The organism is Brevundimonas sp. (genome assembly GCF_050729455.1).
In the GTDB taxonomy this organism is placed as follows: Bacteria; Pseudomonadota; Alphaproteobacteria; order Caulobacterales; family Caulobacteraceae; genus Brevundimonas.
Genome location: NZ_JBOHLI010000017.1, coordinates 26,095 through 50,922, shown reverse-complemented (window position 1 = coordinate 50,922; position 24,828 = coordinate 26,095). Strand labels below are relative to the sequence as shown.

The following is a 24,828-nucleotide window of genomic DNA, read 5'->3' as shown; positions in this document are numbered from 1 at the left end:
GGTTCTCCACCGGCGCCGGGGTGTCTCCCAGGGCCTTCACGATCCGCCAGCCCTCCGCGAGGACGGCGCCAGGATTGAGGAAGTCGGCGCGGCTTAGTTCGCCGCCGCCCGCCGTCAGCCCCAGTTCCAGGAAACCGGCGTAGACGGTCTCCGAAAGGGCCTGCCAGTCGTTGATCAGCCAGGCGAAGGTCCCGATCAGCAGGACCTTGCCGAAGCCGGAGGCCAGGACTTCCCGGTTGGATGACAGGGCCCACTGAATTCCGGTCAGTGCGACGACCAGGGCGATCATCAGCCCGAAGACGCCATTGACCGGGCCCTGCAGGGCGCTGAAACCCGCCGAGACGGTATTGGAGAAGACCGCCATCAGTTCATTGGGGGTCTCCACGCCGACCGAGATCGCCATCGTCCTGCTCCTCAGTTCCGCGCGTTCGGCAGAGGATCGAAGGCCGGCGGGTTGGGGACCGCCGTCGGCCGCGCCCACATCCGGCGGCGCGCCTCGGTGCCCGCAGCCCGTTCGGCCGACTCCCGCGCCGCGCCCTCGGACAGGAGCCGGGCCTGAGCCAGCATGAGCACGCGCAGAGCAGCAAGATCTTCGGCCAGGACGGCCAGCATCTGGTTGGACGACTGGACCGCGGCCGTCTGGCCTTCGGCGGACTGACTGGCCGCGAGCGCCCCGGAGAGGCGCTGGCCGCGCCCCTGTCCCAGTCGCTCCAGCTCCGCGGCGGTCCGGGCCAGGTCCTCGGCCGTGCGTCGCGCATTGGCGGTCCGGCCTCGTCCCTGTTCAAGCAGACGCAGGGGGTCCGTTCCTGACAGCTCCTCGGGATAAAGGTCCTCGAACTGCCGCTCCAGTTCGCCGACCGAGGTCGCCAGCCCCCGCGCCGCCCGGGCGAGTTCGGCCATGTCCTGAAGCGCCTGGCTGTTCTGCGCCAGATGGCTGTAGGGCGAGGCCGCCAGGCTTCGCGCCTCGTTGGCGAGGCTCTCCAGCTGGCGCGCCGCCTGCAGCGCGTTCTCCATATGATTGCGCGGATCGAACACGACCTGCTGGGCTTGAGCCTCTCCGGCGATCGTCAGAGCCGCGACCACCACGACGACGGCCGCGGACCTATTCGGCCGCGAACGACGCGGCGAAGGCGTCGAAAACGGAATCCACATGTCGCACTCCCTTGGCTTTGAGGAATTCACGGGCGAATCCGGCGTCGCCGGATCGCGTCAGCACGGCGTCGATGAGGGCCTGGTCCTCGGGCGAACCCGCCCCGCACAGGGCCAGGGCCACGCCCGACAGACGAAGGTCGAACAGGCGCCGCCCCTGAGGCTGGCGCCAATAGTAGGCTCGCTTGGGCGCTGCGAAGGCGATCAGCTCCAGTTGTCGCCGGTTCAGGCCGAAGCCGCGGTAGAGATCCGCCGACAATGGCTCCAGGGCGCGAGGATTGGGCAGGAAGATCTGGGTCGGACAGGACTCGATCAGGGCAGCCGCAATCGGCGAGGCCGCCACGTCGTCCAGGCTCTGGGTCGCGAAGACGACGGCGACCCGCTTCTTGCGCAGGGTCTTCAGCCATTCGCGGATCTTGGCCGCGAACGCCGTTTCACCGAGGAAGAGCCAGGCCTCGTCCAGCACCAGCAGGGTCGGTCGACCGTCGAAGCTCCGCTCGAGATGATGGAACAGGGCTGAAAGCACCGGCGCCACCGCCGAGGGCGTCGCCATCAGGGTCTCCAGTTCGAAGGTCTCGAACCGGCTCGGCTCCAGGCTCTCGCCGGCGCCGTCGAGAAGCGCGCCGTGCGGTCCCTTGAGGGTCAGGGCCTCCAGGCCCGCCGCCACGGCCTTGTTCTGGACCAGGGCGCAGAAGACGGTCAGCGTCCTCTGCTCCACGGGCGCCTCGCCGAGCGCCGCCAGGGCCGCCCAGATCTCCTCGCGAACAGCCGGCGTCGGCTCCAGTCCGGCCTGGCGCACGGTTTCGGCGATCCACTCCGCGGCCCAGGCGCGCTCGTCGTCTGCGTCGATGCCTGCCAGGGGCTGGAGCGAGAAAGCCGCGCCCGACTCCATCGCCCGCCAGCGGCCGCCGGCCGCAAGCGTCGCCGCCCGCGCCGAGCGCCCCTTGTCGAAGAAGACCACCCGCGCCCCCGGATAGCGGAACCACTGCAACGCCAGAAAGGCCAGGAGCGCGCTCTTGCCCGCCCCCGTGGGCCCCACCACCATGGCGTGGCCGACGTCGCCGACGTGGAGCACCAGGCGAAAGGGCGTGGAGCCCGTCGTCCGGGCCACAGCCAGAGGCGGCCCGCCCAGACAGGCGTCTCCGGCCGGTCCGGCCCAGACCGCCGAGACCGGCAGGAGGTCGGCCAGATTGAGGGTCGAGACCAGGGGCCGGCGCACGTCGGCATAGGGCTCGCCCGGCAGGGAGCCGAGCCAGGCCTCCACGGCGTTGAGGTCCTCGATCCGCGCCGTCAGCCCCTGGGCGTTGAGCGCCGCCTCAATCGCCCGGGCCTTGGCCCCGGCCCCCTCCTCGGTCGAATCCAGAACCGTGACCGTCAGGGTCAGATAGCCGAAGGCGCAGGCCTCGGCCCCGAGCATCTCCAGCGCGCCGTCGCATTCCTCCGCCTTGGAAGCCGCGTCGGTGTCGATCAGGGGCTGCTCTTCGCGGGTGATCGCCTCCCTCAGCAGGACCCCTACCCCTTTTCGCTTGGAGAACCAGCGCTTGCGCAGCTTGACGATCTCGCGCTCGGCCTCGGCCTTGTCGAGACCGATCCAGCGGGCGGTCCAACGATAGGAGAAGGGCAAGACCCCAAGACCATCCAGCAGGCCGGGCCGGGTCGCCGACGGCAGGCCGCGCACGGACACCGTCCTCAGCCATTGGTCGCCCAGCCGGGGCGCGGTCCCGCCCGTCAGGCCGACGTCGGCCAGAAAGGCGTCGAGAAAGACCGGCGTCTCCGGCGGCCGCACCTCATGAGGCCTGGGAGAGACGCAGGCGTGCAGCCAGGTCAGGAGGGCTCCATCCTCCAACGGCGCGATCTCCGGCAAGGCGTCGGCCAACAGGTCGAACGTCGCATCGGCCTCTCGACGAAAGGTCGCCAGGGTCTGGCGCCAGTCCTGTCCGGCCTTGGCCAGGCCGTCGAACAGCCACCGTTCCAGCCGCCGCGTCTCGTCGGCCGGCGGCAGCCAGGTCAGGGCCAGCCTATAATCCGTCTCATAGGCCGCTTCGGCGGCCTCGAAACGATCGCGCCGCTCGGCGTCGACCAGCCAGGCCGCCTCCGCCTCGAAGTCGCTTTCCGGATAGGCCGCCGCCGGACGCCGCAGCGCTTCCACATGCAGGCACCAGCCCGTCCCGAGACGCTTCAGGGCGTTGTTCAGCCGCGCCCGGAACGCCATCAGCTCCTCTTCCGTCGAGGATTCCAGGTCCGGCCCCCTGAAGGAGAAGGCGGTGGTGAATGAGCCGTCCTTGTTCAGAACCACGCCCGGCGAAACCAGGGCGGCCCAGGGCAGATGATCCGCCAGGCTGGCGGGACGGCGACGATGTTCATCGAGGAAGCGCATGACGGCCTCACGCGTCCAGATGGCCTGGCAGGGCCAGATGGCGACGCAGGACGTCGAAGAAGCGCCTGTCCGCCCGCGCCGCCCACAGACCGACGGCGTGGGCGACGGCCCACCACAGGAGGCCGAGCCACCAGATGCGCAGGGCCAGACCCAGGACCATGGCCGTCGTGCCCATGAGCACGGCGTAGTCGCGCGGCATGCCCGCCATCAGAACAGGCTCGACCAGAGCCTGGGCGATCGGCAGGTCCCAGCCTTCAGGCTGCAGCTTGTCAGGCGAACGGGCCATCAACCGACCTCCGCCCCGCCGGCGAAGCCGAAGAAGTCCAGAAAGAAGGTCGAGGCCGCAAAAGCGATCGTCAGGCCAAACAGGATGCCCAGCGCCCGGCGCATCGAAGACCCGCTTTCGCTCATGGCGACGCCGGCCCCGAACAGGACCACGGCGATCACGGCCGCGGCCTGGACGACCGGCCCCGTGATCGACTGGACCACCTGCTGGATCGGCCCTTCCCACGGCATGCCGGAACCCCCGGCAAGGGCCGGCCCGGCCGCCATCAGGCAGCATGTCGTCACTGCGCCGAACAGGCGGCGCCCCGATGTCCTACTCATGATCCGCATCCCTTGATCAGCGCATTTCAGCGCGCCGCGACTCATTGCAAGCAGATCAATTCCGCAGCCGTCAACAAAAATTATTCATTTATTTCAGCGACTTATCGTGAACTTCTGATCGACTTTCTCGCAACTTGGGGCGGCGTCGGCGCGAGTTTCAAGCCGCCGCCCCGGGGGCGGTCTTCCAGGTCCGGGGAACCCCGAAGAAAGCAACGCTCAATCAATATCTTGTCGGGCGCTCGCGCGAAGCAGCCGGTTGCGCCTGGCGCCTCTCGACGGCGGCAAGCCGCAGCGACAGACCATGACGGCGCGTGTTCGCCAGAATTCAGCCTCAATCCATGGGCGGCCCGCGGGGTCTCGAACTCACGTCAGGCGGCCCGATGCGCCCTCATATTCACGGTCAGACTCTTTCGCGTTCCGACTTCGGCCCCCATTTCGGCCGCGAAAACGCCAACCCGGCGGAAGGACAACCGATCCCGATGGACTGTCCGGACGGCCTGACCGGCCCCTGGCGTGCTACAACCCGCTCCGCGGTCGCGACGGACATCCTTCACGGCGCCTCGGCGATCGATTCCCTTTGATGGAAGGGCAGGTCCGATATTCACACCTCAAGCCACGGTGGAATCATTTTTCATACTATCGCGACATATTTCATGTAGCATGTCCGGACAGAACGACATTTCACGTCGCGGAGACCGTTTTCATGACGGAGACGCTGCCACACGCCTATCCAGGCCCCAGGACCCTGTTTCGCGAATCCCGCCTTCCGGAACAGGCCGTCCCGGCCGGTTACAGCGCCCTGATTGAAACATGGAATCTGGACGCGCCTCCGCCCCGCATTCTCTGCGCCATAGGCGAGCGCCACCGCACCTATATCGCCGACGGCTGGCGGATCATGACGCCTCGCCACGCGCCTGCGCCGACGCTCCTGGGGCATCTGACCTTCGCCCTCAAATACGAGGGGCTGGACCTCGCTGTCCTCAAGCGCCTGTTCCTGGCCGTCGGGGGCGAACCCTTCGAATCCATCCTGCGCGCCCAACCGACCAGCAGTTACGCCCGGCGGATCTGGTTCCTCTACGAATGGCTGACCGGAGAACGGCTCGAGCTGCCTGACGCCGAAGCGGGACGCTATGCCTCCGTCCTGGACCCCGCCCTGCAATGGGAAGCGGCCGGCCCCACCATCCCTCGCTACCGGCTGCGCAATAATCTCCCAGGGACGCCCGCCTTCTGCCCGCTGGTCTTCCGGACCCCGGCGCTCGAACGCGCGATCGGCCTGGACCTCCCGCGACGCGCTCGCGAGGTCGTGGCCCAGGTCCCAAAGGACGTCCTGGCCCGGACCGCCGCCTTTCTGCTCCTCAAGGACTCCCGGTCCAGCTACGCCATCGAGGGCGAACGTCCGCCGCAGGATCGTATCCAGCGCTGGGGCCGCGCCATCGGCGAAGCGGGGCGCCGCCCCATCGACCGGGACGAACTGCTGCGCCTCCAGCGGATCGTGATCGGCGACGAACGTTTTGTCCGGCTGGGCTTCCGCAACGAGGACGGCTTCGTCGGCGACCATGATCGCGACACCCGCATGCCCCTGCCCGACCATGTCGACGCCCGCCATCAGGACCTTCCCAGCCTGATCGATGGCATGATCGCCTTCGCCGGCGGCCCGGCGGCAAGCCTCGACCCGGTCCTGTCCGCAGCGGTCCTGGCGTTCGGTTTCGTCTATATCCATCCGTTTGAAGACGGAAACGGACGCCTGCACCGCTACCTCATCCACCATGTGCTGGCGGAGCGCGGCTTCAACCCGGCCGGAATCACCTTTCCCATCTCGGCCGCCATCCAGGATCGCATCGACGACTATCGCAGAACGCTCGAGAGCTATTCGACGCGACTGCTGCCGTGCGTGCGCTGGCGGCCGACGGAAGGGTTCAACGTCGAGGTCCTGAACGACACCGCAGACTTCTACCGATACTTCGACGCCACGCCGCACGCCGAGTTTCTCTACGATTGCGTTGAGCAGACCATCGAACGGGACCTGCCCCAGGAAGCGGACTATCTGCGCCGCTACGACCAGTTCCGGGATCAGCTCCAGGCCCTGATCGACATGCCCGAGTCGACGGTCGACCTCCTCTTTCGGTTCCTGCAACAGAATGAGGGGCGATTGTCGGCCCGGGCCCGGGCCCGTGAGTTTGCGGCCTTCACCGATGACGAGGCTGAACGGGCGGCCGCGATCTACGCCGAAGCCTTCGGGCCGTAACCGAAATTGCGGTGCGGCCCCCCAGAAACAGCGAAAGCCCGGCGTTGCCTCTTTCGAGGTGCGCGTCGGGCTTTCATTGGGGGCTCGGCTTCGCCCATTTCTGGCCGATGGTCCTAGCCTCAATCGTCCGGTTTTCACCCGATGATCAGATTATCAACCCGACGGCCTTCTCGAAGTTCCTTCCCGATCGGATGAAATCGATCAATCCGCGACTGAGGCGCCTCCACCTTCGATCTCAGCCCAGGGACCGGATCTGATATCCGCCGTCCACAAACCCGTTCACCGCGATCACGGCCTCCACCCGACGGCCTGACGGCGTCCGGCGAATGTGGACGATGCAGTCAATCGCCTCGCCGATCATGCGCTGGGGAACCTGGCTCGCCACCTCGCCTATCAGATCTTCGACGCGGCTCAGCGCTTCGATCGCCGAGTTGGCGTGAACCGTGGACAGACCGCCCGGATGTCCCGTGTTCCAGCTCTTCAGGGTTTCAAGCGCGGCGGCGCCGTCGCGCATTTCGCCGATGACGATCCGGTCCGGCCTCATGCGCAGGGCGTCGCGGACAAGGTCGGCCACGCCGATGGCGACCGGCTGTCGGCGGGTCACGACCGATACGACGTCCCAGGCCGAACACTGCAGTTCGGGCGTATCCTCGATGAGAAAGACCCGGTCTTGCGCGAAGGCCGGTTCGGCCAGGACGGCGTTGGCCAGGGTCGTCTTCCCCGATCCGGTCCCTCCAGAAATCAATATGTTGCGCCGTTCACATACGGCTGAACGCAAGGAACCTGCCTGGCCCGCCGTCATCACGCCGTCGCGCACATAGTCGTTCAACCCCCAAACCACGACGGGGCGCTTGCGTATGGAAAAGGCGGGCCCGGATGCGACGGGCGGCATCACCGCCTGGAACCGCTCTCCCGTCCCGGGCAGGACGCCGGACAGCCTCGGGTTTTCCCGTGTCACCGCCTCGCCGACATAGTCGGCGATCAGCCTGATCGCTCGCTCCCGCGCTTCCGACGACAAGATCTCGCCAGTGTCCCAGCGCCCCTCGCCGATCCTGTCCAGAACCAGTCGTCCGTCAGGATTGGCCAGGATCTCAACCACCGCGGGCTCCCCTAGGCCTGCAAGGACCGTCGCGCCCAGGGCGTGGCGCAACGCCTCCAGCTTGCGTTCGGCGATGATCGGATGGGGCGACACTTAGTTGGCCGCAGCGAACGATGGCGGCTCGCCGGCCACGGCGGCATGCCTGTCGTCCCGTCTGCCTGAGACGATCCGTGCGGCCGTCGCGTCCAGCAGGCGTTCGATGCGCCTGTCCACGGCGGCCTGCACCGTTGGGTCCTCGTCCGCCACGATGTCCGGCAGGCGCAGGAAGAAGGCCTTGGCCACCTCGATCAGGAGTTCCTGGACGATCTGCATGTCCCGGCCAGTGGATCGCATGTGATCGCGCAACGACCGCTCCAGGTTCAGCAAACGGTCCTCGGGATCGGCCTTCGGGCTCTTGATAAGTCCCCGAACAATGGCCTGACCTGCGGCCTGGCTCAGGGCGATCCGCCCCGCCCTGGCCTCCCGATTGAGGCTCGACACCACCTTGGGGTCGTTGATGTAGACCTGCACGCGCGTCGCCAGCGTTTCCCTTCTAGCCATCGCTCCCTCCTTGCAGTTGATCCAGCACCGCCTGCTGCGCCGCCATCTCCTGGGCCACCCGCCCATAGATGTCGGCCGCGCGCGCCGCGGCCTTCCTGTCATCCATGGCGCCGGCGACCTCCTTGAACAGAGGCAGGCTGGCCATGGCGTCTCGGCCCAGACTGCGACGCCCGAACCAGGGGTGGGGCGGGCGTTCTGGAGCATCGACACGCGCCGCCTGGTCCGGCGGCGCTTCGCCCGCACGACTGCGGAAGGGCTCGCGCCGGTCATAAAGAAGCTTCTCGGTCCGGAGCGGCCGCCGTCCTGACACGAAGACGAGCTGCCGGTCGTCCGGAAGGGCGCGGATTTCGCCCGGCTCCAGCAGGGGCCGCTCCACCTCCGCGCGGGAGACCGAACCGCGCCCCGCGCCCAATCCCGACGGCGCGCTGCGGCTCGTCCGGGTCTCCATGACGGAACCGGTCAGCTTGGACACCTTGTCCTGGGTCAGGGGGTCCAGCGCAGAAAAGGCCGTGTAGACATGACAGTTGTCGAGGATGGTGTTGTGGGGCCCGTCGGCTCGCAACTCCTCGCGAATGAGGATGTTGCGCCGGTCCAGATAGAGGGCGCGAAACTGCTCCCTCGGCGCATGCGCCAGGGCGACGCGCAGATAAGACGTCAGGGCCGTCCAGGATGACAGGACCGGCCGTCGGCAAGCCTCGGCGCGCGCCATGGCGACCCCCAGCTTCTGGACGCGGCTCAATACCGCGATCCCGGTTTCTGAGAGCCCTTCTCGGCGCAAGGCCGCCTCATCGGCGGCGGCGACCCCGGCCAGCCCACCGAAGGCGTCGACCAGGCGGGCGACCATCGCCCGGCCGGCGGGCGAGGACAGGCTTCGCCCCAACACCGCGACCAGCAGGTCGATATCGGCGTCGGTCGTCCGGTTCGGGGCCAAGGACGGGCGGAGGGCGGACACGGTTGTCGACACTTGGGGCTCCTGGGCTGCTCGCTCCGGATCGGAGCGCCCCTGCCCGCCCTTCCTTTCTCCCTTCGCCGGGACGCCCGGCTTAGGGGAGGCAGCCTGATCGCCGTCTCTGCGAGCCCCGACTGCCATGGCCGGCCAATTACGGTCTGGACGGAATGCTCAAGGAAGCCGGGCGAGGCGCCGATGCGCGTTACGCGGCAGCCGTCCTGGCGATCACGACCCTTCTGGCCGCCTGGCCGGATCAGGGCGTCTGACGCGCCCAGCGCGCCGAGCGCTTCGGCGACGCGAGATGGACCGGCCTGGACGGCGCGATCGGCGTCGTGGAACTCAAGCCAGCGGCGCAGGTTGAGAGCCTGAGCACAAAGGAGCGACCGATGTCCGCCATTCCGGGCTATCGCCTGAACGATCCGAGTCTTCCCGCTTCGCCCTTGACCGAGCGCGAGTTCGAAGACCTGAAAGCTGTCCTGCTCTTCGGCGGGGATGACGTGGCGGCCCTGCGGCAGGCCCATGACATCGTGTCCGACCAGGTCGAGGCCATTCTCGACGTCTGGTACGGCTTCGTCGGTTCAACCCCGCATTTGCTGGCCTACTTCTCCGATGCGCAGAGCGGCGAGCCCATCGGCGACTATCTCGCCGCGGTGCGCAAACGGTTCGGTCAGTGGATACTGGACACATGCCGCGCCGAGTACGACGCAGCCTGGCTCGCCTGGCAGGACGAGATCGGACGACGCCATCATCGCAGCGGCAAGAACAGGACCGATGGCGTGAACGCCGCCGCCCATATCCCGATGCGATACTTGCTCGCCCTTGTCATGCCGATCTCGGCGACCATGCGTCCGTTTCTGGCGAAGCAGGGCGCTGACGCCGCAGACGTTGACAGGATGCATGCCGCCTGGACCAAGGCCGTGCTGCTGCAAGCCATCCTCTGGTCGCGCCCCTATGCGAAGGAAGGCGATTTCTAGCCTCCAACGCCCGCGTCTAACCTCTGCATGGCGACGCTTCAGCGGGGCCTTGGACGACGATCTGAACTGCGGAGCCTTCCTTCGAGCCCTGGCGGAGGTCGGGCAAACTACCCGCTGCGCGAAGCGAGGGCACGTGGGCCGCGCTCGGTCACGAGCGCAGGCCCATAGGCGTCACATCTCATCGCCCACGACTTCGTTTCTGCATGATCTCGGTTGCGAGCCGCAGCAAGCACAGAACGACGCCGGACGATCGCGACGCTGGAAGCGGTTCTCGCCGAGGCGACTGAGCTCAGAACCGGCGGCGCGGGCGGCGCGGCGCGCGTGGCCGCACGTCGGCCAGCAGTTGCGCCAGCACGACCGCGTCAATATTGCCGCCGGAGATCACCGCGCACTTGCGTTTGCCGGCCACGCGTCGGCCAGCGGCTAACGCCAGCGCGCCCGCGCCTTCAGCGATCACGTGTTCTTCCAGCGCCAGACGCACCAGTGTCTCGCGCAGTTCGGCCTCGCGCACGATGACGACGTCGTCGAGCAAGCCGCCCAGAATGCGCCGGGTCAGGCGACCCGGCTCCTTGACCTTGACCCCGTCCGCCAGGGTGGCTTCGGCGTCGCGCAGGCTGTGGTCGCCGCGCAACGCCCGCGCCATCGCATCGACGCCCTCGACTTGCGCGCCGACGATGCGCACGCCCTGCGTCTTGAGCGCGAGCGCGACGCCGGAGGCGAGGCCGCCGCCGCCGATGGGCACCAGCACCACGTCCGGCGCCAGTTCGCCGAGCTCCAGTCCGACGGTGCCCTGGCCGGCGATCACGTCGGGATCGTCGAAGGCCGACAGCAGGCGGTAGTCGTGCTGGGCCGCAAGTTCGACGGCGAAGGCCTTGGCCTCGTCGTAGCTGTCGCCGTGCAGGCGCACCGCGGCGCCCCAGTGGGCGACGCCGGCGACCTTGGTCTGCGGCGCCGTTCGCGGCATCACCGTGATGACCGGCAAGCACAAGCGGTGACCGGCCCACGCCAACCCCTGCGCGTGATTGCCGGCGGAGGCGGCGATCACCGGCCGGGTATCGCCCCGTTCACGCGCGGCGAGCAGGGCGTTCATCGCGCCACGCACCTTGTACGAGCCGGTGCGCTGCAGGTTCTCAAGCTTCAGCCAACAGCCGAAGCGCTCGGCGTAGTGCAGCGGCGTCGCCGCCAGATACGGACGCAAGCGCGCCTGCGCCGCCAACACATCGGCGGCGCCGACCTCGGCGCATGCGACATCGGTTTCAGTGTCAAACATGGGTCAGCCATGCGCCGTGACGCCCCTCCTCGCCGCGAACCACGCGCTGGTACAAATCTGCGATTTCGCGTCCCGTGCTGGCGGCGCCGTAGATGCGCTGATTGATCGCGGCGATCGGCGTGACCTCCGCAGCGGTGCCGACGATGAACACCTCGTCGGCGTCGAGTAGTTCGTCCAACGTCACCGTGCGTGACCCGGCGCCGGTCAGTTCGATTACCGTGGCGCGGGTGATTCCGGGCAGTGCGTCGCGGTGGGCGACGGCGGTGATCCGGCCGTCGCGGACCATGAACACATTGGCGCCGGTGCACTCGACCACATCGCCGTCGGCGTCGGTGAACAGGGCCTCGTCGAAGCCGTTCCGCCGCGACTCGCGCTTGGCCAGGATCGAGTTGACGTACGCGCCGCACAGCTTGAGCGGCGGCAGCGAACTGGCCGGGTTGCGGCGCCAGCTCGACACGCCCAGGCGCACCGCGTCCTGTCCGAGGTGCACGTTGGTGGGGAAGGTCGCCACCATCAGGTGCTGGGTCTGCGAACCGACGTCCAGGCCGATGGAGCCGACGCCGCACCAGGCAAGCGGCCGGATATAGGCGTCGCGGAGGCCGTTGCGACGCAGGACCGCCAAGGTCGCCTCCGTGGCGCGCGCGACGTCGAACTCGATGCCGAGCAGTTCGGCGCCCTGGCGCATGCGTTCCAGGTGCTCCGGCAGACGGAACACCGCGGCGCCGTCAGCCGTCGCGTAGCTGCGGATGCCTTCGAATACGCCGCTTCCATAATGCATCGCGTGCGTGGTCAGCGCGACGCGCGGTGAATCGGCGTCGACGAACGCGCCGTCGAACCACAACTGCGGCTTACCGGGGACCGCCGTCGTCGTCGGGGTCGTTTCCTCGGAAGGGAGAGCGCCAGCGGCGTCTTTGGTCAGCATGGCGACACCTCCACGGCCAGGCAGTCGTACAGTTTCGTCAGTTGCGTTTGCAGGACCGCGGCGGGGCGATCGCCTTCCACCGCCATGCGCAGACGCCAGCGGTCGCCATAGGCGTGCGTATCTCCGTCGATGCTGAGCGGGCGAAACCCCCGGCGTTCGGCGGCGCCGAGCACGCGGGTCAGGGCGCCTTCGGCGCGGCGCAGGGTGAGGTCAAGTCGGTAGCGTGTCATGGGTGTCCTCGTTGTCGTGGTGGTTGGGGTCGAGCAACATTTGCGCGTTGTTGCGGTTGGGTGGGACCAGCGGCCAAACGTTCGCCGCGGTATCGATCGCGACGTGCAAAAGCGCCGGACCGGGAGTGGCCAGCAGTTCCTGCAGCGCGTCCTCGGCCGCGCCCGCCCGGTCGAGGTAGAAACTCTTCACGCCAAACGCCGCGGCGAGGGCGACGAAGTCGGGGTTGTCAGACAGGTCCGTCTCCGAGTAGCGCTCGTCGAAGAAGAGTTCCTGCCACTGCCGCACCATGCCGAGCCGCTGGTTGTCGAGCAGCACGATCTTCACCGGCAGTTGGTAGCGGCCCAGCGTGGCCAGCTCCTGCACGTTCATCAGGAACGAGCCGTCGCCGCTGACGCAGATCACCTGCGCGCTCGGGAAGGCCAGTTGGGCGCCCAGCGCGGCCGGCAGGCCGAAGCCCATCGCGCCGAGCGCGCCACTGGTGAGGTGCTTGCGCGGGTCGTTGAAGCGCCAGTGCTGCGCCACCCACATCTGGTGCTGGCCGACGTCGCAGGCGACGACGGCCTCTGGCGCCAGTTCCGACAGGCGCCGAAGCAGCGCCGGGGCGTATACGTCGTCGCCCGGCGCGTCGTAGCACGCAGCCAGACGCTGCTTGCGGTCCAGGCAGGTCGCCCGCCACGCCAGGCATTCAGGCCTCGCGGCGGCCAGCGCGTCGAGACTCGGCCGGAGGTCGCCGCGCAGGCCGACATCGGCCGTGCGCAGCTTGCCGATTTCGGCGGCGTCCAGATCGAGATGAACGACCTTGGCGTCGGGCGCGAACTCGCCGAGCTTGCCTGTGACGCGGTCGTCGAAACGCGCGCCGACCGCCACCAGCAGATCGGCTTCCTGCACCGCCAGATTGGCGGCGCGGGCGCCGTGCATGCCGAGCATGCCCAGATTGAGCGGATGCTCGGCCGGAAGCGCGCCGAGGCCACGCAGGGTCAAGACCGTCGGCGCCTGGATCGCTTCGACGAAGTTGCGGAACTCCGCCACCGCATCGCCGAGCGCGACGCCGCCGCCGCCGTAGACGACCGGCTTGCGCGACTGCGACAGCAGCTCCAGGGCGGCGGCGAGTTCCCGCGAACCCGCGACGACGGGCGCATCGACCGGCGCAGGCGCGTGCGGCGGCAGGTGAGCGGCGTCGGCGGCTTGCACATCCTTCGGCAGGTCGATCAGCACCGGTCCCGGCCGGCCAGAGCGCGCGAGGCGGAACGCCTCCCCCACCGCCTCAGGCAGCTGGTCGATGCTGCGGACCAGGAAGCTGTGCTTCACCACAGGCAGGGTCATGCCGAAGACATCGACCTCCTGGAACGCATCAGTGCCCATCAGCGGCGTGGGCACCTGTCCGGTGATGACCACCATCGGCACCGAATCCAGCATGGCGTCGGCGATGCCCGTGACCAGGTTGGTCGCGCCCGGACCGGAGGTCGCCACGCACACGCCCACCTTGCCGCAAGCGCGGGCGTAGCCGTTGGCGGCGAACGCCGCGCCCTGCTCATGGCGGACCAGCACGTGCCTCAGACCGGAGCCGTACAGCGCGTCGTAGAAGGGCATGATCGCGCCGCCGGGATAGCCGAAGAGCATGTCGACACCCTCGGCGGCCAGGGCGCGCACGAGCCAGTGTACTCCGTTCATGTCGGGGCCTGTTCGAGTTGCTCGGCGGTAGCGGCCGAAGAAGATTCGCCCTGGGCGTCGGTCTGCGGCGCGGCCGCCAGCCACGGCATCGCCGCGCGCAGCTTCCTGCCAGTGGCCTCGATCGGGTGTTCGAGGTCGGCCTGTTTGAGCGCTCGATAATTGGCGTTGCCGGCCTCGTACTCGGCGATCCACTGACGTGCGAACGTGCCGTCCTGGATTTCGGCCAGCACCCTCCTCATCTGCGCACGCGCGTGGTCGTCAACCACGTAGGCGCCACGGGTGAGCGAGCCGTACTGAGCGGTCTCGCTGATGAACTCGTGCATGCGTGTGATGCCGCCCTCGTAGAACAGGTCGACGATCAGCTTCAGTTCATGCAGGCACTCGTAGTAGGCGACCTCCGGCTGGTAGCCGGCCTCGACCAGCGTCTCCCAGCCGACCTGAACCAGCTTGGTCGCCCCGCCGCAAAGCACCGCCTGCTCGCCGAACAGATCGGTTTCGGTCTCTTCCCTGAAAGTGGTGCGGATCGCGTTCTGGCGCGCGCCGCCGATGCCGGCGCAATAGGTCAGCGCGAGCTGCTCGGCATGGCCGCTCCTGTCCTGATGCACGGCGTACACCGACGGCACGCCGCGGCCGATCTCGTATTCGCAGCGCACCAACGCGCCTGGGCCCTTCGGCGCGACCAGCACCACGTCGAGGTCGGCGCGCGGGTTGATCTGGCCGTAGTGCACGTTGAAGCCGTGAGCGAACAACAGGCACGCGCCTTGAGTCAGGTTGGGTTCGATCACCTCGCGGTAGAGCTGAGGCTGCACCATGTCGGGCGTCAGCACAGCGACCAGTTCGGCGTCGGCGACGGCTTCGGCCGGTGTGTTGACGGCGAAACCATCGGCCCGGGCCTTGAGTTCGGTCGGGCCGCCGGGACGTAGGCCGACGGTGACGTCGAAGCCGGAGTCGCGCAGGTTGAGGGCCTGGGCGCGGCCTTGGCTGCCGTAACCGACGATGGCGACGCGGGGGTGTGAAGTAAGGGTCATGGGAGTGTCCTGAAGTTGGTTGGGCAAGAGGATGGGAACTGCGGAATCAGCGGGCTGGCCCGCCGCTTCAGCGGGGAGCGAACGCACCTGCTGTGTCTGGAGCCGCCGCGACGGTCCCGCCTTCGAGCGGACCAGGCGCCGTGACCGCGCCGCGCGAAGCCGAACTCACGGTACGCGCGTACTTGGCCAGAACGCCCGTGGTGACGCGCGGCGCCACGCGGGCGGGTTCACGCGCAGCCAGATCGGCGGCGACATCGATGCGGCGTGCGGCGACGTCGATACGCACGCGGTCGCCGTCGCGCAGACGCGCGATAGGGCCGCCATGCACGGCTTCCGGCGACACGTGGCCGACCATGAAGCCATGCGTGGCGCCGCTGAAACGCCCGTCGGTGATCAGCGCGACCTCGTCGCCGAGGCCCTGGCCGACCAGAGCGGCGGTGACGGCGAGCATCTCGCGCATGCCGGGGCCGCCGGCCGGGCCTTCGAAGCGGATCACGACCACGTCGCCGGCGGCGACCTGGCGAGTCTGCACGGCGGCGAAGGCGGCTTCTTCGGAATCGAACACGCGCGCCGGGCCTTCGAAGAGCGTGCGCCCGTGCCCGGCGAGCTTGACGATGCAGCCTTCGGGGGCGAGATCGCCGTACAGGATCGAGTACCCGCCAGTCGGCTTGATCGGATCGGCGACCGGACGGACCAGGTCCTGGGCCGACGTCGGTCCTGTGGAGCCAACTGCCGCGAAAGACGCGCGGGCCGCATCGAGCTCGGCGAAGAACGAATTGCCGGTGACCGTCGCTACGTCCTCGATCAACCCGGCGATCCGCAGTTCGTGCGCCACCAGGGCGACACCGCCGGACGCGAACAGCTCCGCCGCAGTGTAGCGGCCGCCAGGCTTGAGGTCGGCGATGACCGGCGTGCTCGCGGCGGCCTCGAACTCCTCAAGGCCGAAGTCGACGCCGGCTTCGTGGGCGATGGCCAGCAAGTGCAGCGCTGCATTGGTCGAGCCGGCGGTGGCGGACACCGCACGCGCGGCGTTGCGCAGCGCCGCGGGCGAGAGGATCGCACGGGGCGTCGGCCCACCGTCGCGCAGCAGCCGCATCACCAGTTCACCGCAGGCGTGCGCCGCCGCCGGCTTGTCGGGGTGCACCGCCGGTATGTCGTTTAGCTGCAGCGGCGACAGGCCGAGGAAGGTCAGCACCATCGCCATTGTGTTGGCAGTGAACTGGCCGCCGCAGGCGCCGGCGCCGGGACAGGCGCGCGTCTCCACATGGTGCAGTTCGGCGTCGTCGATGCGACCGGCGGCATGCGCGCCGACCGCCTCGAACACGTCCTGAACAGTGACCGCTTTCGTCTCCCCGTCCCTGGTGCGGCACTGGCCTGGCAGGATCGTGCCGCCGTAGAGGATCACAGTAGGTAGATCGAGGCGCGCGGCCGCCATCGCCGCGGCGGGGATGGTCTTGTCGCACCCCACCAGTAGCACCATAGCGTCGAGGCAGTGACCGCTGACGGCGAGTTCGATCGAGTCGGCGATGGTCTCGCGCGAGGCCAGCGAGGCTCGCATGCCGTCACTGCCCATGGCAATGCCGTCGGTGACGGCGATGGTGTTGAACTCGATCGGCGTGCCGCCGCCGGCCTGCACCCCGGCGCGCACATGCTGGGCGAGGTCGCGCAGGGTCAGGTTGCAGGGCGACACGTCGCTCCACGTGTGCACTACGGCGACCAGCGGCTTGGCGATTGCGGCGTCGTCCAGCCCCGTGGCGCGCAGCATGGCGCGAGCGGGGGCGCGGGCGGGACCGGCTTTGATGGCGTTGCTTCTCACGGATTGGATTTCCCTTGGATGGAAGGTCCAGGCCGCAAAAACGAAAAACCCCGCGTCCTTTCGGGCGCGGGGTTCAGGTTCTTGCTTCCTGGGTATGGTGTGGTTGTCTGTTACCTACACGTACCCGAACCCCGCGCTGTGAAGCACGGTAATAATCTGGACGAGCACGACGGCGGCGAACGCGAGACCGCGCACGACCGTCACGCGCGAAAGCGCGTTGACGAGGATCTGCAGATGACTGTCGCGTGGCGTCATGGGCGGCGCAAAAACACGACCGCGATGGTCGTGTCAACCGCTTCTTGCGCGATCGCGCGAGAAGACGCCCAGGCTCGATGTCCACGCTGGGAGGGCGCGATCAACAGCAGTGCATCGCACCCGAATTCAGCCAACCGGCCGAGATTGTCACCGAGTATGATCGCGACAGCGGCTCCTCCTTCAGCGAAAAGTCGACCGTGGCCTACAGCAACCGCGAACGATCCGGTTCGTCGTCCTCCTCCATCTCGGGCCAGTCCTCGCAGGGACGCTGCCCTGGCACCACGGGCCGCGCGGCCGTTTCGGTTCTGCCCGAAGACCTGGTCAACTATGACATCGGGACCTCCAGCGTCGTGCCGCTGATGGCCGGCTTCCATCCCGATCCGACCCCGCTGTTCACCGATTTGCAATCCAGTGGCAAGCCGAGCCAATTCTTCGAGTATGCGCAGAGCCAATCTGCGCCCTTCTTCATGTCGGCCCCCCTGGAGATCAATCATGGCGGCCGCCACCGACATCCTCGAAGCCACGTCCGACCAGACACGCGTGAAGGTCGTCGCCACGGCTCTTGCCCAGTTCCAAGCCGCCAACCCGGATTGCAACGCTGAAGCCATGCAATCCGAACTGCTGATATTCCTTCGCGAGGCGATGGAGGCCGCCGGCGTCCTTGATGAACACGAAGAACTCGCGATCGACGCCCGCTTGGGGTGACGGCGACCTCCATGGAGACCCACGGCGGCAGCCGCCCAGTAAGCCTCGGCCAATTCGTCCAGGGTCTCGCCCGTCCGCATTCGATCCCGAACCAGAGCCCTCTCCCCACAGGATCAGCCCCTTCCAGGACGGACATTCGGGAATTCGCGGCGATCCTCGCCTTGGCCAAGGTCAGGCCGGGATAGGCGCCGAGCACAAGACGTCGACGGACGCCGCCAGCCGTCACATACCGATACTCGAACTGTTTAGAGCCGCTGGGGAAAACACGAACGGCCAATCCGCGGCTCCCGCTGACCGTCCGCTCATAGGCGGTCGCCCCCGGCTCCAGGCCCGAGATCCGCCGATCCGTCGTGAGGTTTCCCGCCGCCACGTCGCGCTCCATGCGCTCATCATTCGCAAATCAACGGCTACGCCATGATAGCATTTGACACGCGCTTCCAGTAGCGCCCGGCCGCCAGACCTGCTGGCGGCGGCCCAGCCGATCCAGCCCTTGCCGGACGCCCCAGTCGAAATGAAACCAGGTGGAACGTCCTGAAACGGCAGTGCAGCCGTTCTGTGCGCCCCGGCGACACAGGCACGATTTCGCTATCGCAATCTCGGCCCAAAGCCAATTCTACCCGACTTGCGCGCCACAATGAGCCGCTGCAACACTGCTTTCGGACGATGAGCCCCCCGAGTCCTCGGGCGACACATCTCAGGCGCCCGACGTAGCCACGCCATAAAAAGACTGAAGAACACACCTCCGCCAGATCCAGCTTGCAGTCGACGCACATGGCGCCCATTGCCGCTACAGACCTCAAACCCCGGTCGGCCGGCAATCATGTCCGCACGCTCCCGAGCATTTGATTCCTTCCTCCCATTTTGCCCGATCACCTGCAGCTAGGAAGAAACGGCGGTGAGCCGCCGCCCCCCTCTGATCCAGGCCCCGAATAGCTGCGCCCAAGACACTCAGCCCCCGGATGGAACGCTCGTTGCTGCTCGACGGTTAAAATAGAACGAAACGAGTCCAGAGAGAGATGCTCACAGAAGACATCGAGACGTCGACGCCCGCAGTCGATCGCCGCGACTTCATTCACATCGCTGCGGGCGCATTCGCAGTCGGCGCAGCGGGCATGGCGCTCTGGCCGTTGATCGATTCCATGAACCCGGCGGCCGACACCTTGGCCCTCTCCTCGGTCGAGGTCGACTACGGCAAGGTCCAGCTCGGCCAACAGATCGTGGTCAAATGGCGCGGAAAGCCGGTCTTCATCCGCCACCGCACCCCCAAGGAAATCGTCGAGGCGGTCGCCGACGACAACGCCGCCCTGCGCGACCCCGCGGCGGACGCCAGTCGTCACAAGCCCGGCAAGCCGGAATGGCTGATCCTGGTCGGCGTCTGCACCCATCTGGGGTGTATTCCGACGTTCGGGACGGGGGACTATGGCGGCTGGTTCTGCCCTTGCCACGGCTCCCACTATGACACCGCCGGACGCATCCGGAAGGGTCCGGCGCCCCAGAACCTCCACCTGTTGGAATATACCTTCCTGAACGAAACGCGGGTCAAGCTCGGCTAGAAACGACGCTCCCCGCCACAGAGTTCGAACGGCAGGCTCAGGCGAAGGGCGGCCGGCGGCGCAAGCGTCCCCGGCGCGCCTTCGATGGCGGCGCCATGACCTGTCCAGGCTAGGGCGCGCGACGCAGCAGCCCTTCATGCGAACGCCAGAGGGCGTAGCCGAGGACTGACCCGAAGAAGAAGACGTGGCCGACGAACTGCATCATCGGATTGGCTTCGGTGAACCAGGGGAAGGCCACTGGTGCGATCAGATAGAAGTTGATCAGCCAGAGGGCCAGGCCATAGACGCTCGCCAGACCGATGATCGCCAGGCCAGACCGCAGGCCGCCCGCCAGCGTCGCGAAGACCGCGCCATAGATCATCGACAACATCATGTGCACGGCGACGCCCGCCAGGGCCGCCATCGCCAGCGGATAGCCCGGATCGAGGGCTTCCGATCCCATGGCGATCGCGCCGATCATCCGCAACGGCATGGCGAACGCCGGCCCGCCCATCATGACGGCGCTGGCCGCCATTTCGAACGCGGCGAAGGCGAGACCCGCGATGACGCCCGCCATCGCGCCATGACGGATGGCCCATGGCAATTCGGACCGCGTGACCGGGATGTGAGAACGGGCAAGGGCAATCATGATCGCCTCCGCTAATCTGTGCGCTACAGACTCAACGCCAGCGGGGGAGCGATGGTTCTGAATTTTCTTCGGACGGGTGCGAAACGGCCGATGGCGGCGCGCCACGCCACGCTCCCTCAACTCTCAGCACGGCATCAGAAGCGCCGCCATCAAGGCATTTCATATCCTGTGCCTAGAGCTTGACCGCCCTGAGGCGCAGCGCGTTGCCGATCACGCTGACCGACGATAGCGCCATGGCCAGCGCCGCCAGCGCCGGCGACAGCATCAGGCCGAAGACCGGGTAAAGGACGCCCGCCGCCACGGGGATGCCCAGCGAATTGTAGCCGAACGCGAACACCAGGTTCTGGCGGATATTGCCCATCACCGCCTTCGACAGATGTCGAGCCCGCACGATGCCCTGAAGGTCGCCCCCCAGGAGGGTGACCCCGGCGCTCTCGATCGCCACGTCCGAACCGGCCCCCATGGCGACGCCGACATCGGCGGCGGCCAGGGCCGGGGCGTCATTGACCCCATCGCCGGCCATCGCAACGACGCGCCCTTCAGCCCGAAGCTGCTCCACGACGGAGGCCTTGTCCTGCGGCAGCACCTCGGCCCGGACGTCGTCGATTCCCAACCGCCGCGCGACAGCTTCGGCGGTCGTGCGGTTGTCGCCTGTCATCATCACCAGTCGGAGGCCGGCGGCCTTCAGGTCACGGATCGCTTCGACAGTCGTGGCCTTCACCGGGTCGGCGATGCCGAGAACCCCGGCGGCGGCGCCGTCGACCGCGACAAAGATGGCCGTGGCGCCGTCCTCTCTCAGCGCTTCGGCCTCGACCTCGAGGGTTGCGACATCGACGCCGACCTCCTTGAGATAGCGAGCATTGCCCAGGACCAGGCGCCGATGATCGACGACGCCGGTCACGCCACGCCCCACCGGACTGTCGAAGTCACGGGCTTCGGAAAGGGTCAGATTGCGATCCGCCGCCGCGCGCACGATCGCGTCGGCCAGGGGATGTTCGCTGCCCCGCTCCAGGCTGGCTGACAGGCTAAGAAGTTCGCCCTCGTCGAAACCGTCCGCCGGACGGATCGCTGTGACCGACGGCCGCCCTTCAGTCAGGGTGCCGGTCTTGTCGAGCACCAGAGTGTCCACCTTCTCGAACCGCTCCAGCGCTTCAGCGTTCTTGATGAGGACGCCGGCGCGCGCCCCACGCCCCACCCCCACCATGATCGAGATCGGCGTGGCCAGACCCAGCGCGCAGGGACAGGCGATGATAAGAACCGACACTGCCGCGACCAGGGCGTAGGACAGGCGCGGGTCAGGCCCGATCACTCCCCAGACAAGGGCGGCGACCACGGCGATCCCGATCACCGCCGGCACGAACCAGCCCGACACCCGGTCCGCCAGGCGCTGGATGGGCGCCCGGCTGCGTTGGGCCTGGGCCACCATCTGGACGATCTGGGCCAGAAGGGTGTCGGCGCCGACCGTGTCCGCCCGCATGAGGAAGGAGCCGGTCTTGTTCAACGAACCGGCGATAACCTTGGCGCCGACCTCCTTGGTCACCGGCATCGATTCACCGGTCACGAGGGATTCGTCGAGGGCCACGCGTCCTTCGAGGATCTCGCCGTCGACCGGGATCTTTTCGCCGGGCCGAACCCGCAGGCGGTCCCCGACGGCCACGAGATCGAGCGTTACATCCTCGTCGGCCCCGTCCTCGCGAACCCGGCGGGCCGTCCTGGGCGTCAGGTCGAGCAAGGCCCGGATCGCGCCCGAGGTCTGTTCGCGCGCTCGCAGCTCCAGAACCTGACCCACCAACACGAGAACCGTGATCACCGCCGCCGCTTCGAAATAGACCGGCGCGCTGCCGTCCATGCGCCGCATCGCTGCGGGAAACAGGCCCGGCGCCAGCACCGCGACGACACTGTAGATCCACGCCGCCCCGACCCCGATGGCGATCAGGGTGAACATGTTGAGGCTGCGATTTCGGATCGACTTCCAGCCGCTCACGAAGAACGGCCAGCCGGCCCACAACACCACGGGCGTCGCCAGGACGATCTGAATCCAGTTCGACGTCTGACCGGAAATCCGATCGGCCAGTCCCGTGAGATGGCCGCCCATCTCCAGCGCGACGACCGGCAAGGTCAGGGCGGCGCCGATCTCGAGCCGGCGGGTAAAGTCGATCAGCTCCAGATTGGGCTGAGCCTCGGCGCTGACCATCTCCGGCTCCAGCGCCATGCCGCAGATCGGGCAGGCGCCCGGCCCCTCCTGGCGCACCTCGGGGTGCATCGGGCAGGTGTAGATCGTCCCAGCGGCCGCGGGTGTCGTCTGAGGTCTTTCGCCTAGATACCGGTCCGGGTCAGCGACGAACTTGGTCCGACAGCCTGCCGAGCAGAAGACGTAATCCTGTCCGTCGTGCTCGGCGCGATGCCCGGCGGTCGCGGGATCGACGGCCATGCCGCAGACGGGGTCGCCCCCTTCCCCGCCAATGGCGGCGTCCTGCGAGGAGCCGCCGCGAGCCTGACTCCGGTGAGAGGCGTGGGGCTTGGACATGGCGTCACTCCGTGTCGGCGCCTGTTCGGCCTAGACCCTTGCAGGATATGGCTCAAGGCGCACTGGAAGAGTATGCTGAATATTCTGTCAGGACCGATGGTGCAGTCGGAAACAAGCCCAAGCTGCTGAATGGTCGGACCGGCGCTGAAAGTCAGGTTCGCGGCTGACGTGGATGGTGATGGATGATCTCTACTCTATCGAAATACCGGCCAAGATTCAGGCGGCGCGCGCCGCCTTGCAGCAGGTCGAAGACTGAAGTCCTGAAGGATCGCCTCGACCACTGCGTCATGGGCGCGATGACAGCAGACGCCCCCGAACCCGAAACCGGAACATCCTCAGGCCTTCAGACCGTGAAACACCGCGCCACGGGAGTTCCAGCGTGAATATCGGCCAAGCCTCCCACGCCACGGGCGTCTCCGCCAAGATGATCCGCTATTACGAATCCACGGGGCTGATCCGTCCGGCGGAGCGCACCGGCGGCAACTATCGCGCCTTCGGCGATCGCGACATCAACGAACTCCGGTTCATCCGCCGCGCCCGCACGCTCGGCTTTTCGGTCGAGGAGATCGTCATACTGCTCTCCCTGTGGCGCGACCGGACGCGGCCCAGCCGGGAGATCAAGGCCGTCGCCGAGCAACGCGTCGCCGACCTATATGCCCGCATCGCCGAAATGCAGGCCATGGCCGACACCCTGGAGACCCTGGCGCGTTGTTGCGCAGGCGACGATCGGCCTGATTGCCCAATCCTCGCGGACCTGGCCGCGGCGCGCCCTGGAAGCTGACGGCGTCAGACGCCGCTCGCACCGGCCGCCTCCGAGCCTCAAGCCTCTCGCCCATCAGGCCTTGCTCGCCCGCTACAGGGGTGATCGGCCCGTCGCCATGCGCGACAGCGACGTCCACAGCCAGATCGCAAGCGGCGCGCGCCGGACTGGACGTCGCAGCCCTGCCCTTCTTCATGGTCCGTGACGACAAACTCGTTCAGGTCGACGCCGGCGCGGGCGATCTGGCTAGACATCCACGCCGGCGTGCAAAAGGCGCCGACCGTCCAGGCGACCGCGGCCTGGATCGCCGAAACCTTCGCCGCCTCGGCCTTTCGCCCTCCGGCGGATTTCAACTGCGACGCTATCGACTGATCGGTCCGATCAGCCCGACTGCGCGCTGTTCCCTGCCGCTGCAGCGACGGCCGCACGGACGAAGCGGACACGTTCGGCGCGCAGCTCCGGCAGGGGCGAGAATCCCGACTGGGCAAAGGCGCGTTGCTGCGGCTGGGCCGAGGCGGCGTCCTCGGCGCGCCACCACAGGAGATTGTTTGAGGCCTTCGGGAGGAAACCGCCCACGATCCGTTCGATGTCGCGAAAGCTCAGTTCGACTTCGGTGCTCTTCTGGCGACGCAGATATCGAACAAGAGGCTCATATTTCGCCATGTGTCGGCCCGTTCCCATCTCTCGCGGCGCAGGGTAAGTCGCCTGCCAAAGACAAGCGAGCCCCAATAGCGACGGTCGCCCCCGGAGAGAAGGTCCGGCTTTGAGGTTCCGACGCCTGCCTGATTTGTCGGCGGCCCGACTGTTCCGCCGCAAAGGGGGGCAGTGGACGGAGAAAGCCGGGCCGCCGCCCCGACCGAAGCAGGGGACCCAACTCAACTCGCCGATCCGCTGCGAGGTTCCTCTTTCCTCTCACGTCGTTCGCCGGAGAAACCCCTCCCGACCCGCCAGGACCAGAAAGACTCTGATGGCTGTGCCGGCGCTGGCCGCGCAGCCGCGGCGCCCCGCGACCAGGGTGCAGATCGGATGCAGCCTATGGGGCGGCCTCAGGGTCGACGCCGGATCTCCCAGTCAAGCGTCCAGCGTCGAGGCCCCGCCCGCTTCAACTCCGACACTACGGCGGGCACCCACGCCGATCGACCGGGCGTGTCTTACCACGGCTACGGTAAGGGCTCGTCTCAGCGTGAAGAAGGCGTCCTGACGGCCGCCTTCACCGGCAGCCACGGCTGGTTCTGGCGGAACCGCACGGGGGAACCGGTCACCATCACCCTCAAGACCGAGGGCGCCTATACCGAAGTGAAGCGCGTGGTCTGATCCCCGCCCCGCCCCTTCGTCGTCGCCTGAAAAGGCGGCGACGAACCCGGGCCGGGCGCTCACCGGGTGACCGGTCCGGCGGGCCGTTTTCGACCAGGCCCCCACAGGCAGGCCGCCTTGCAGGAACGCATCCTGCCCTCGCTCGTTGACGGTCCGCGCCGGGTGCGGACTGGACATTGCCCGGACCCAGGCCGACGAGGACCGCGCGG

24 protein-coding genes and 1 pseudogene are annotated in these 24,828 nt (G+C 67.8%); 6 read left to right on the top strand and 19 right to left on the bottom strand.

The window, feature by feature from the left end; translation table 11 throughout:
• From ACREEF_RS06470 to ACREEF_RS06450, 5 genes are all read right to left on the bottom strand, one after another.
• The coding region (locus ACREEF_RS06470) for a type IV secretion system protein (protein WP_431564777.1) at positions 1 to 403 on the bottom strand (403 nt) is incomplete at its 3' end.
• Positions 404 to 414: 11 nt separating this feature from the next.
• Positions 415 to 1,152: a conjugal transfer protein TrbJ gene (locus ACREEF_RS06465; protein ID WP_431564776.1), complete on the bottom strand. Its 738-nt coding sequence runs from the start codon at positions 1,150 to 1,152 to the stop codon at positions 415 to 417.
• The gene (gene trbE, locus ACREEF_RS06460) at positions 1,103 to 3,526 is read right to left on the bottom strand and encodes a conjugal transfer protein TrbE (RefSeq protein WP_431564775.1); all 2,424 of its coding nucleotides are present in this window, start codon (positions 3,524 to 3,526) and stop codon (positions 1,103 to 1,105) included. The genes ACREEF_RS06465 and trbE overlap by 50 nt, the downstream gene beginning before the upstream one ends.
• Positions 3,527 to 3,533: 7 nt before the next feature.
• Positions 3,534 to 3,812: a VirB3 family type IV secretion system protein gene (locus ACREEF_RS06455; protein WP_431564774.1), complete on the bottom strand. Its 279-nt coding sequence runs from the start codon at positions 3,810 to 3,812 to the stop codon at positions 3,534 to 3,536.
• Complete coding sequence (locus ACREEF_RS06450) at positions 3,812 to 4,132, bottom strand: TrbC/VirB2 family protein (RefSeq protein ID WP_431564773.1); 321 nt, start codon at positions 4,130 to 4,132, stop codon at positions 3,812 to 3,814. Before ACREEF_RS06450 ends, ACREEF_RS06455 begins: the two co-directional genes overlap by 1 nt.
• 703 nt (positions 4,133 to 4,835) lie before the next feature.
• Between ACREEF_RS06450 and ACREEF_RS06445 the strand changes: the two genes are divergently transcribed.
• Positions 4,836 to 6,377, top strand: a complete 1,542-nt coding sequence (locus tag ACREEF_RS06445; protein WP_431564772.1) for a Fic family protein — start codon at positions 4,836 to 4,838, stop codon at positions 6,375 to 6,377.
• Between the two features lie 235 nt (positions 6,378 to 6,612).
• Here the strand turns inward: ACREEF_RS06445 and trbB are convergent, their stop codons facing one another.
• Genes trbB through ACREEF_RS06430 form a run of 3 tightly spaced genes read right to left on the bottom strand, consistent with a single transcriptional unit; the run spans position 6,613 to position 8,968 of the window.
• Complete coding sequence (gene trbB / locus ACREEF_RS06440; protein ID WP_431564771.1) at positions 6,613 to 7,569, bottom strand: P-type conjugative transfer ATPase TrbB; 957 nt, start codon at positions 7,567 to 7,569, stop codon at positions 6,613 to 6,615.
• A complete protein-coding gene (locus ACREEF_RS06435; protein WP_431564770.1) occupies positions 7,570 to 7,986 on the bottom strand; it encodes a hypothetical protein in 417 nt (138 codons plus the stop codon).
• Positions 7,987 to 8,008: 22 nt separating this feature from the next.
• Complete coding sequence (locus ACREEF_RS06430) at positions 8,009 to 8,968, bottom strand: type IV secretory system conjugative DNA transfer family protein (RefSeq protein ID WP_431564769.1); 960 nt, start codon at positions 8,966 to 8,968, stop codon at positions 8,009 to 8,011.
• A gap of 383 nt (positions 8,969 to 9,351) precedes the next feature.
• Here ACREEF_RS06430 and ACREEF_RS06425 point away from each other — a divergent pair, with 383 nt between their 5' ends.
• Positions 9,352 to 9,939 carry a protoglobin domain-containing protein gene (locus ACREEF_RS06425; RefSeq protein WP_431564768.1) on the top strand — a complete coding sequence of 196 codons (588 nt, stop codon included), beginning with the start codon at positions 9,352 to 9,354 and terminating at the stop codon, positions 9,937 to 9,939.
• 289 nt (positions 9,940 to 10,228) lie between these two features.
• Here ACREEF_RS06425 and ACREEF_RS06420 read toward each other — a convergent pair whose 3' ends face one another.
• The 7 genes from ACREEF_RS06420 to ACREEF_RS06390 form a co-directional block, all read right to left on the bottom strand.
• Positions 10,229 to 11,209: a threonine dehydratase gene (locus ACREEF_RS06420; protein WP_431564767.1), complete on the bottom strand. Its 981-nt coding sequence runs from the start codon at positions 11,207 to 11,209 to the stop codon at positions 10,229 to 10,231.
• A complete protein-coding gene (ilvE, locus tag ACREEF_RS06415; RefSeq protein ID WP_431564766.1) occupies positions 11,202 to 12,131 on the bottom strand; it encodes a branched-chain-amino-acid transaminase in 930 nt (309 codons plus the stop codon). Before ilvE ends, ACREEF_RS06420 begins: the two co-directional genes overlap by 8 nt.
• Complete coding sequence (locus ACREEF_RS06410) at positions 12,125 to 12,361, bottom strand: ACT domain-containing protein (protein WP_431564765.1); 237 nt, start codon at positions 12,359 to 12,361, stop codon at positions 12,125 to 12,127. Before ACREEF_RS06410 ends, ilvE begins: the two co-directional genes overlap by 7 nt.
• The gene (ilvG, locus tag ACREEF_RS06405; RefSeq protein WP_431564764.1) at positions 12,342 to 14,033 is read right to left on the bottom strand and encodes an acetolactate synthase 2 catalytic subunit; all 1,692 of its coding nucleotides are present in this window, start codon (positions 14,031 to 14,033) and stop codon (positions 12,342 to 12,344) included. Before ilvG ends, ACREEF_RS06410 begins: the two co-directional genes overlap by 20 nt.
• Entirely contained in the window at positions 14,030 to 15,061 is a 1,032-nt protein-coding gene (gene ilvC, locus ACREEF_RS06400) for a ketol-acid reductoisomerase (RefSeq protein WP_431564763.1), read from the bottom strand. The genes ilvG and ilvC overlap by 4 nt, the downstream gene beginning before the upstream one ends.
• Before the next feature lie 67 nt (positions 15,062 to 15,128).
• On the bottom strand, positions 15,129 to 16,877 hold the full coding sequence (locus tag ACREEF_RS06395; protein WP_431564762.1) for a dihydroxy-acid dehydratase: 1,749 nt from the start codon (positions 16,875 to 16,877) through the stop codon (positions 15,129 to 15,131).
• A 114-nt stretch (positions 16,878 to 16,991) separates the two neighbouring features.
• Positions 16,992 to 17,132, bottom strand: coding sequence for a hypothetical protein (locus ACREEF_RS06390; RefSeq protein WP_431564761.1), 141 nt, complete (start codon positions 17,130 to 17,132; stop codon positions 16,992 to 16,994).
• Between the two features lie 492 nt (positions 17,133 to 17,624).
• Here ACREEF_RS06390 and ACREEF_RS06385 point away from each other — a divergent pair, with 492 nt between their 5' ends.
• The gene (locus ACREEF_RS06385; protein WP_431564778.1) at positions 17,625 to 17,837 is read left to right on the top strand and encodes a hypothetical protein; all 213 of its coding nucleotides are present in this window, start codon (positions 17,625 to 17,627) and stop codon (positions 17,835 to 17,837) included.
• A gap of 118 nt (positions 17,838 to 17,955) precedes the next feature.
• Here the strand turns inward: ACREEF_RS06385 and ACREEF_RS06380 are convergent.
• Positions 17,956 to 18,219: pseudogene (locus tag ACREEF_RS06380) on the bottom strand (Arm DNA-binding domain-containing protein); the annotation flags it as partial.
• 634 nt (positions 18,220 to 18,853) lie between these two features.
• On the opposite strand from ACREEF_RS06380, the gene petA reads away from it, so the two are divergent.
• Complete coding sequence (petA, locus tag ACREEF_RS06375; protein ID WP_431564760.1) at positions 18,854 to 19,390, top strand: ubiquinol-cytochrome c reductase iron-sulfur subunit; 537 nt, start codon at positions 18,854 to 18,856, stop codon at positions 19,388 to 19,390.
• A gap of 109 nt (positions 19,391 to 19,499) precedes the next feature.
• Here the strand turns inward: petA and ACREEF_RS06370 are convergent, their stop codons facing one another.
• Complete coding sequence (locus tag ACREEF_RS06370) at positions 19,500 to 20,123, bottom strand: hypothetical protein (RefSeq protein WP_431564759.1); 624 nt, start codon at positions 20,121 to 20,123, stop codon at positions 19,500 to 19,502.
• A gap of 67 nt (positions 20,124 to 20,190) precedes the next feature.
• Positions 20,191 to 22,545 (bottom strand): heavy metal translocating P-type ATPase, encoded by a 2,355-nt coding sequence (locus ACREEF_RS06365; RefSeq protein WP_431564758.1) that lies wholly within the window; start codon positions 22,543 to 22,545, stop codon positions 20,191 to 20,193.
• A 379-nt stretch (positions 22,546 to 22,924) separates the two neighbouring features.
• Between ACREEF_RS06365 and cueR the strand changes: the two genes are divergently transcribed.
• Positions 22,925 to 23,326, top strand: a complete 402-nt coding sequence (gene cueR, locus ACREEF_RS06360) for a Cu(I)-responsive transcriptional regulator (RefSeq protein WP_431564757.1) — start codon at positions 22,925 to 22,927, stop codon at positions 23,324 to 23,326.
• 360 nt (positions 23,327 to 23,686) lie between these two features.
• Here cueR and ACREEF_RS06355 read toward each other — a convergent pair whose 3' ends face one another.
• On the bottom strand, positions 23,687 to 23,968 hold the full coding sequence (locus ACREEF_RS06355) for a DUF7662 domain-containing protein (protein ID WP_431564756.1): 282 nt from the start codon (positions 23,966 to 23,968) through the stop codon (positions 23,687 to 23,689).
• Between the two features lie 483 nt (positions 23,969 to 24,451).
• Between ACREEF_RS06355 and ACREEF_RS06350 the strand changes: the two genes are divergently transcribed.
• Positions 24,452 to 24,619 carry a hypothetical protein gene (locus ACREEF_RS06350; RefSeq protein ID WP_431564755.1) on the top strand — a complete coding sequence of 56 codons (168 nt, stop codon included), beginning with the start codon at positions 24,452 to 24,454 and terminating at the stop codon, positions 24,617 to 24,619.
• The last annotated feature ends 209 nt before the right edge of the window (positions 24,620 to 24,828 follow it).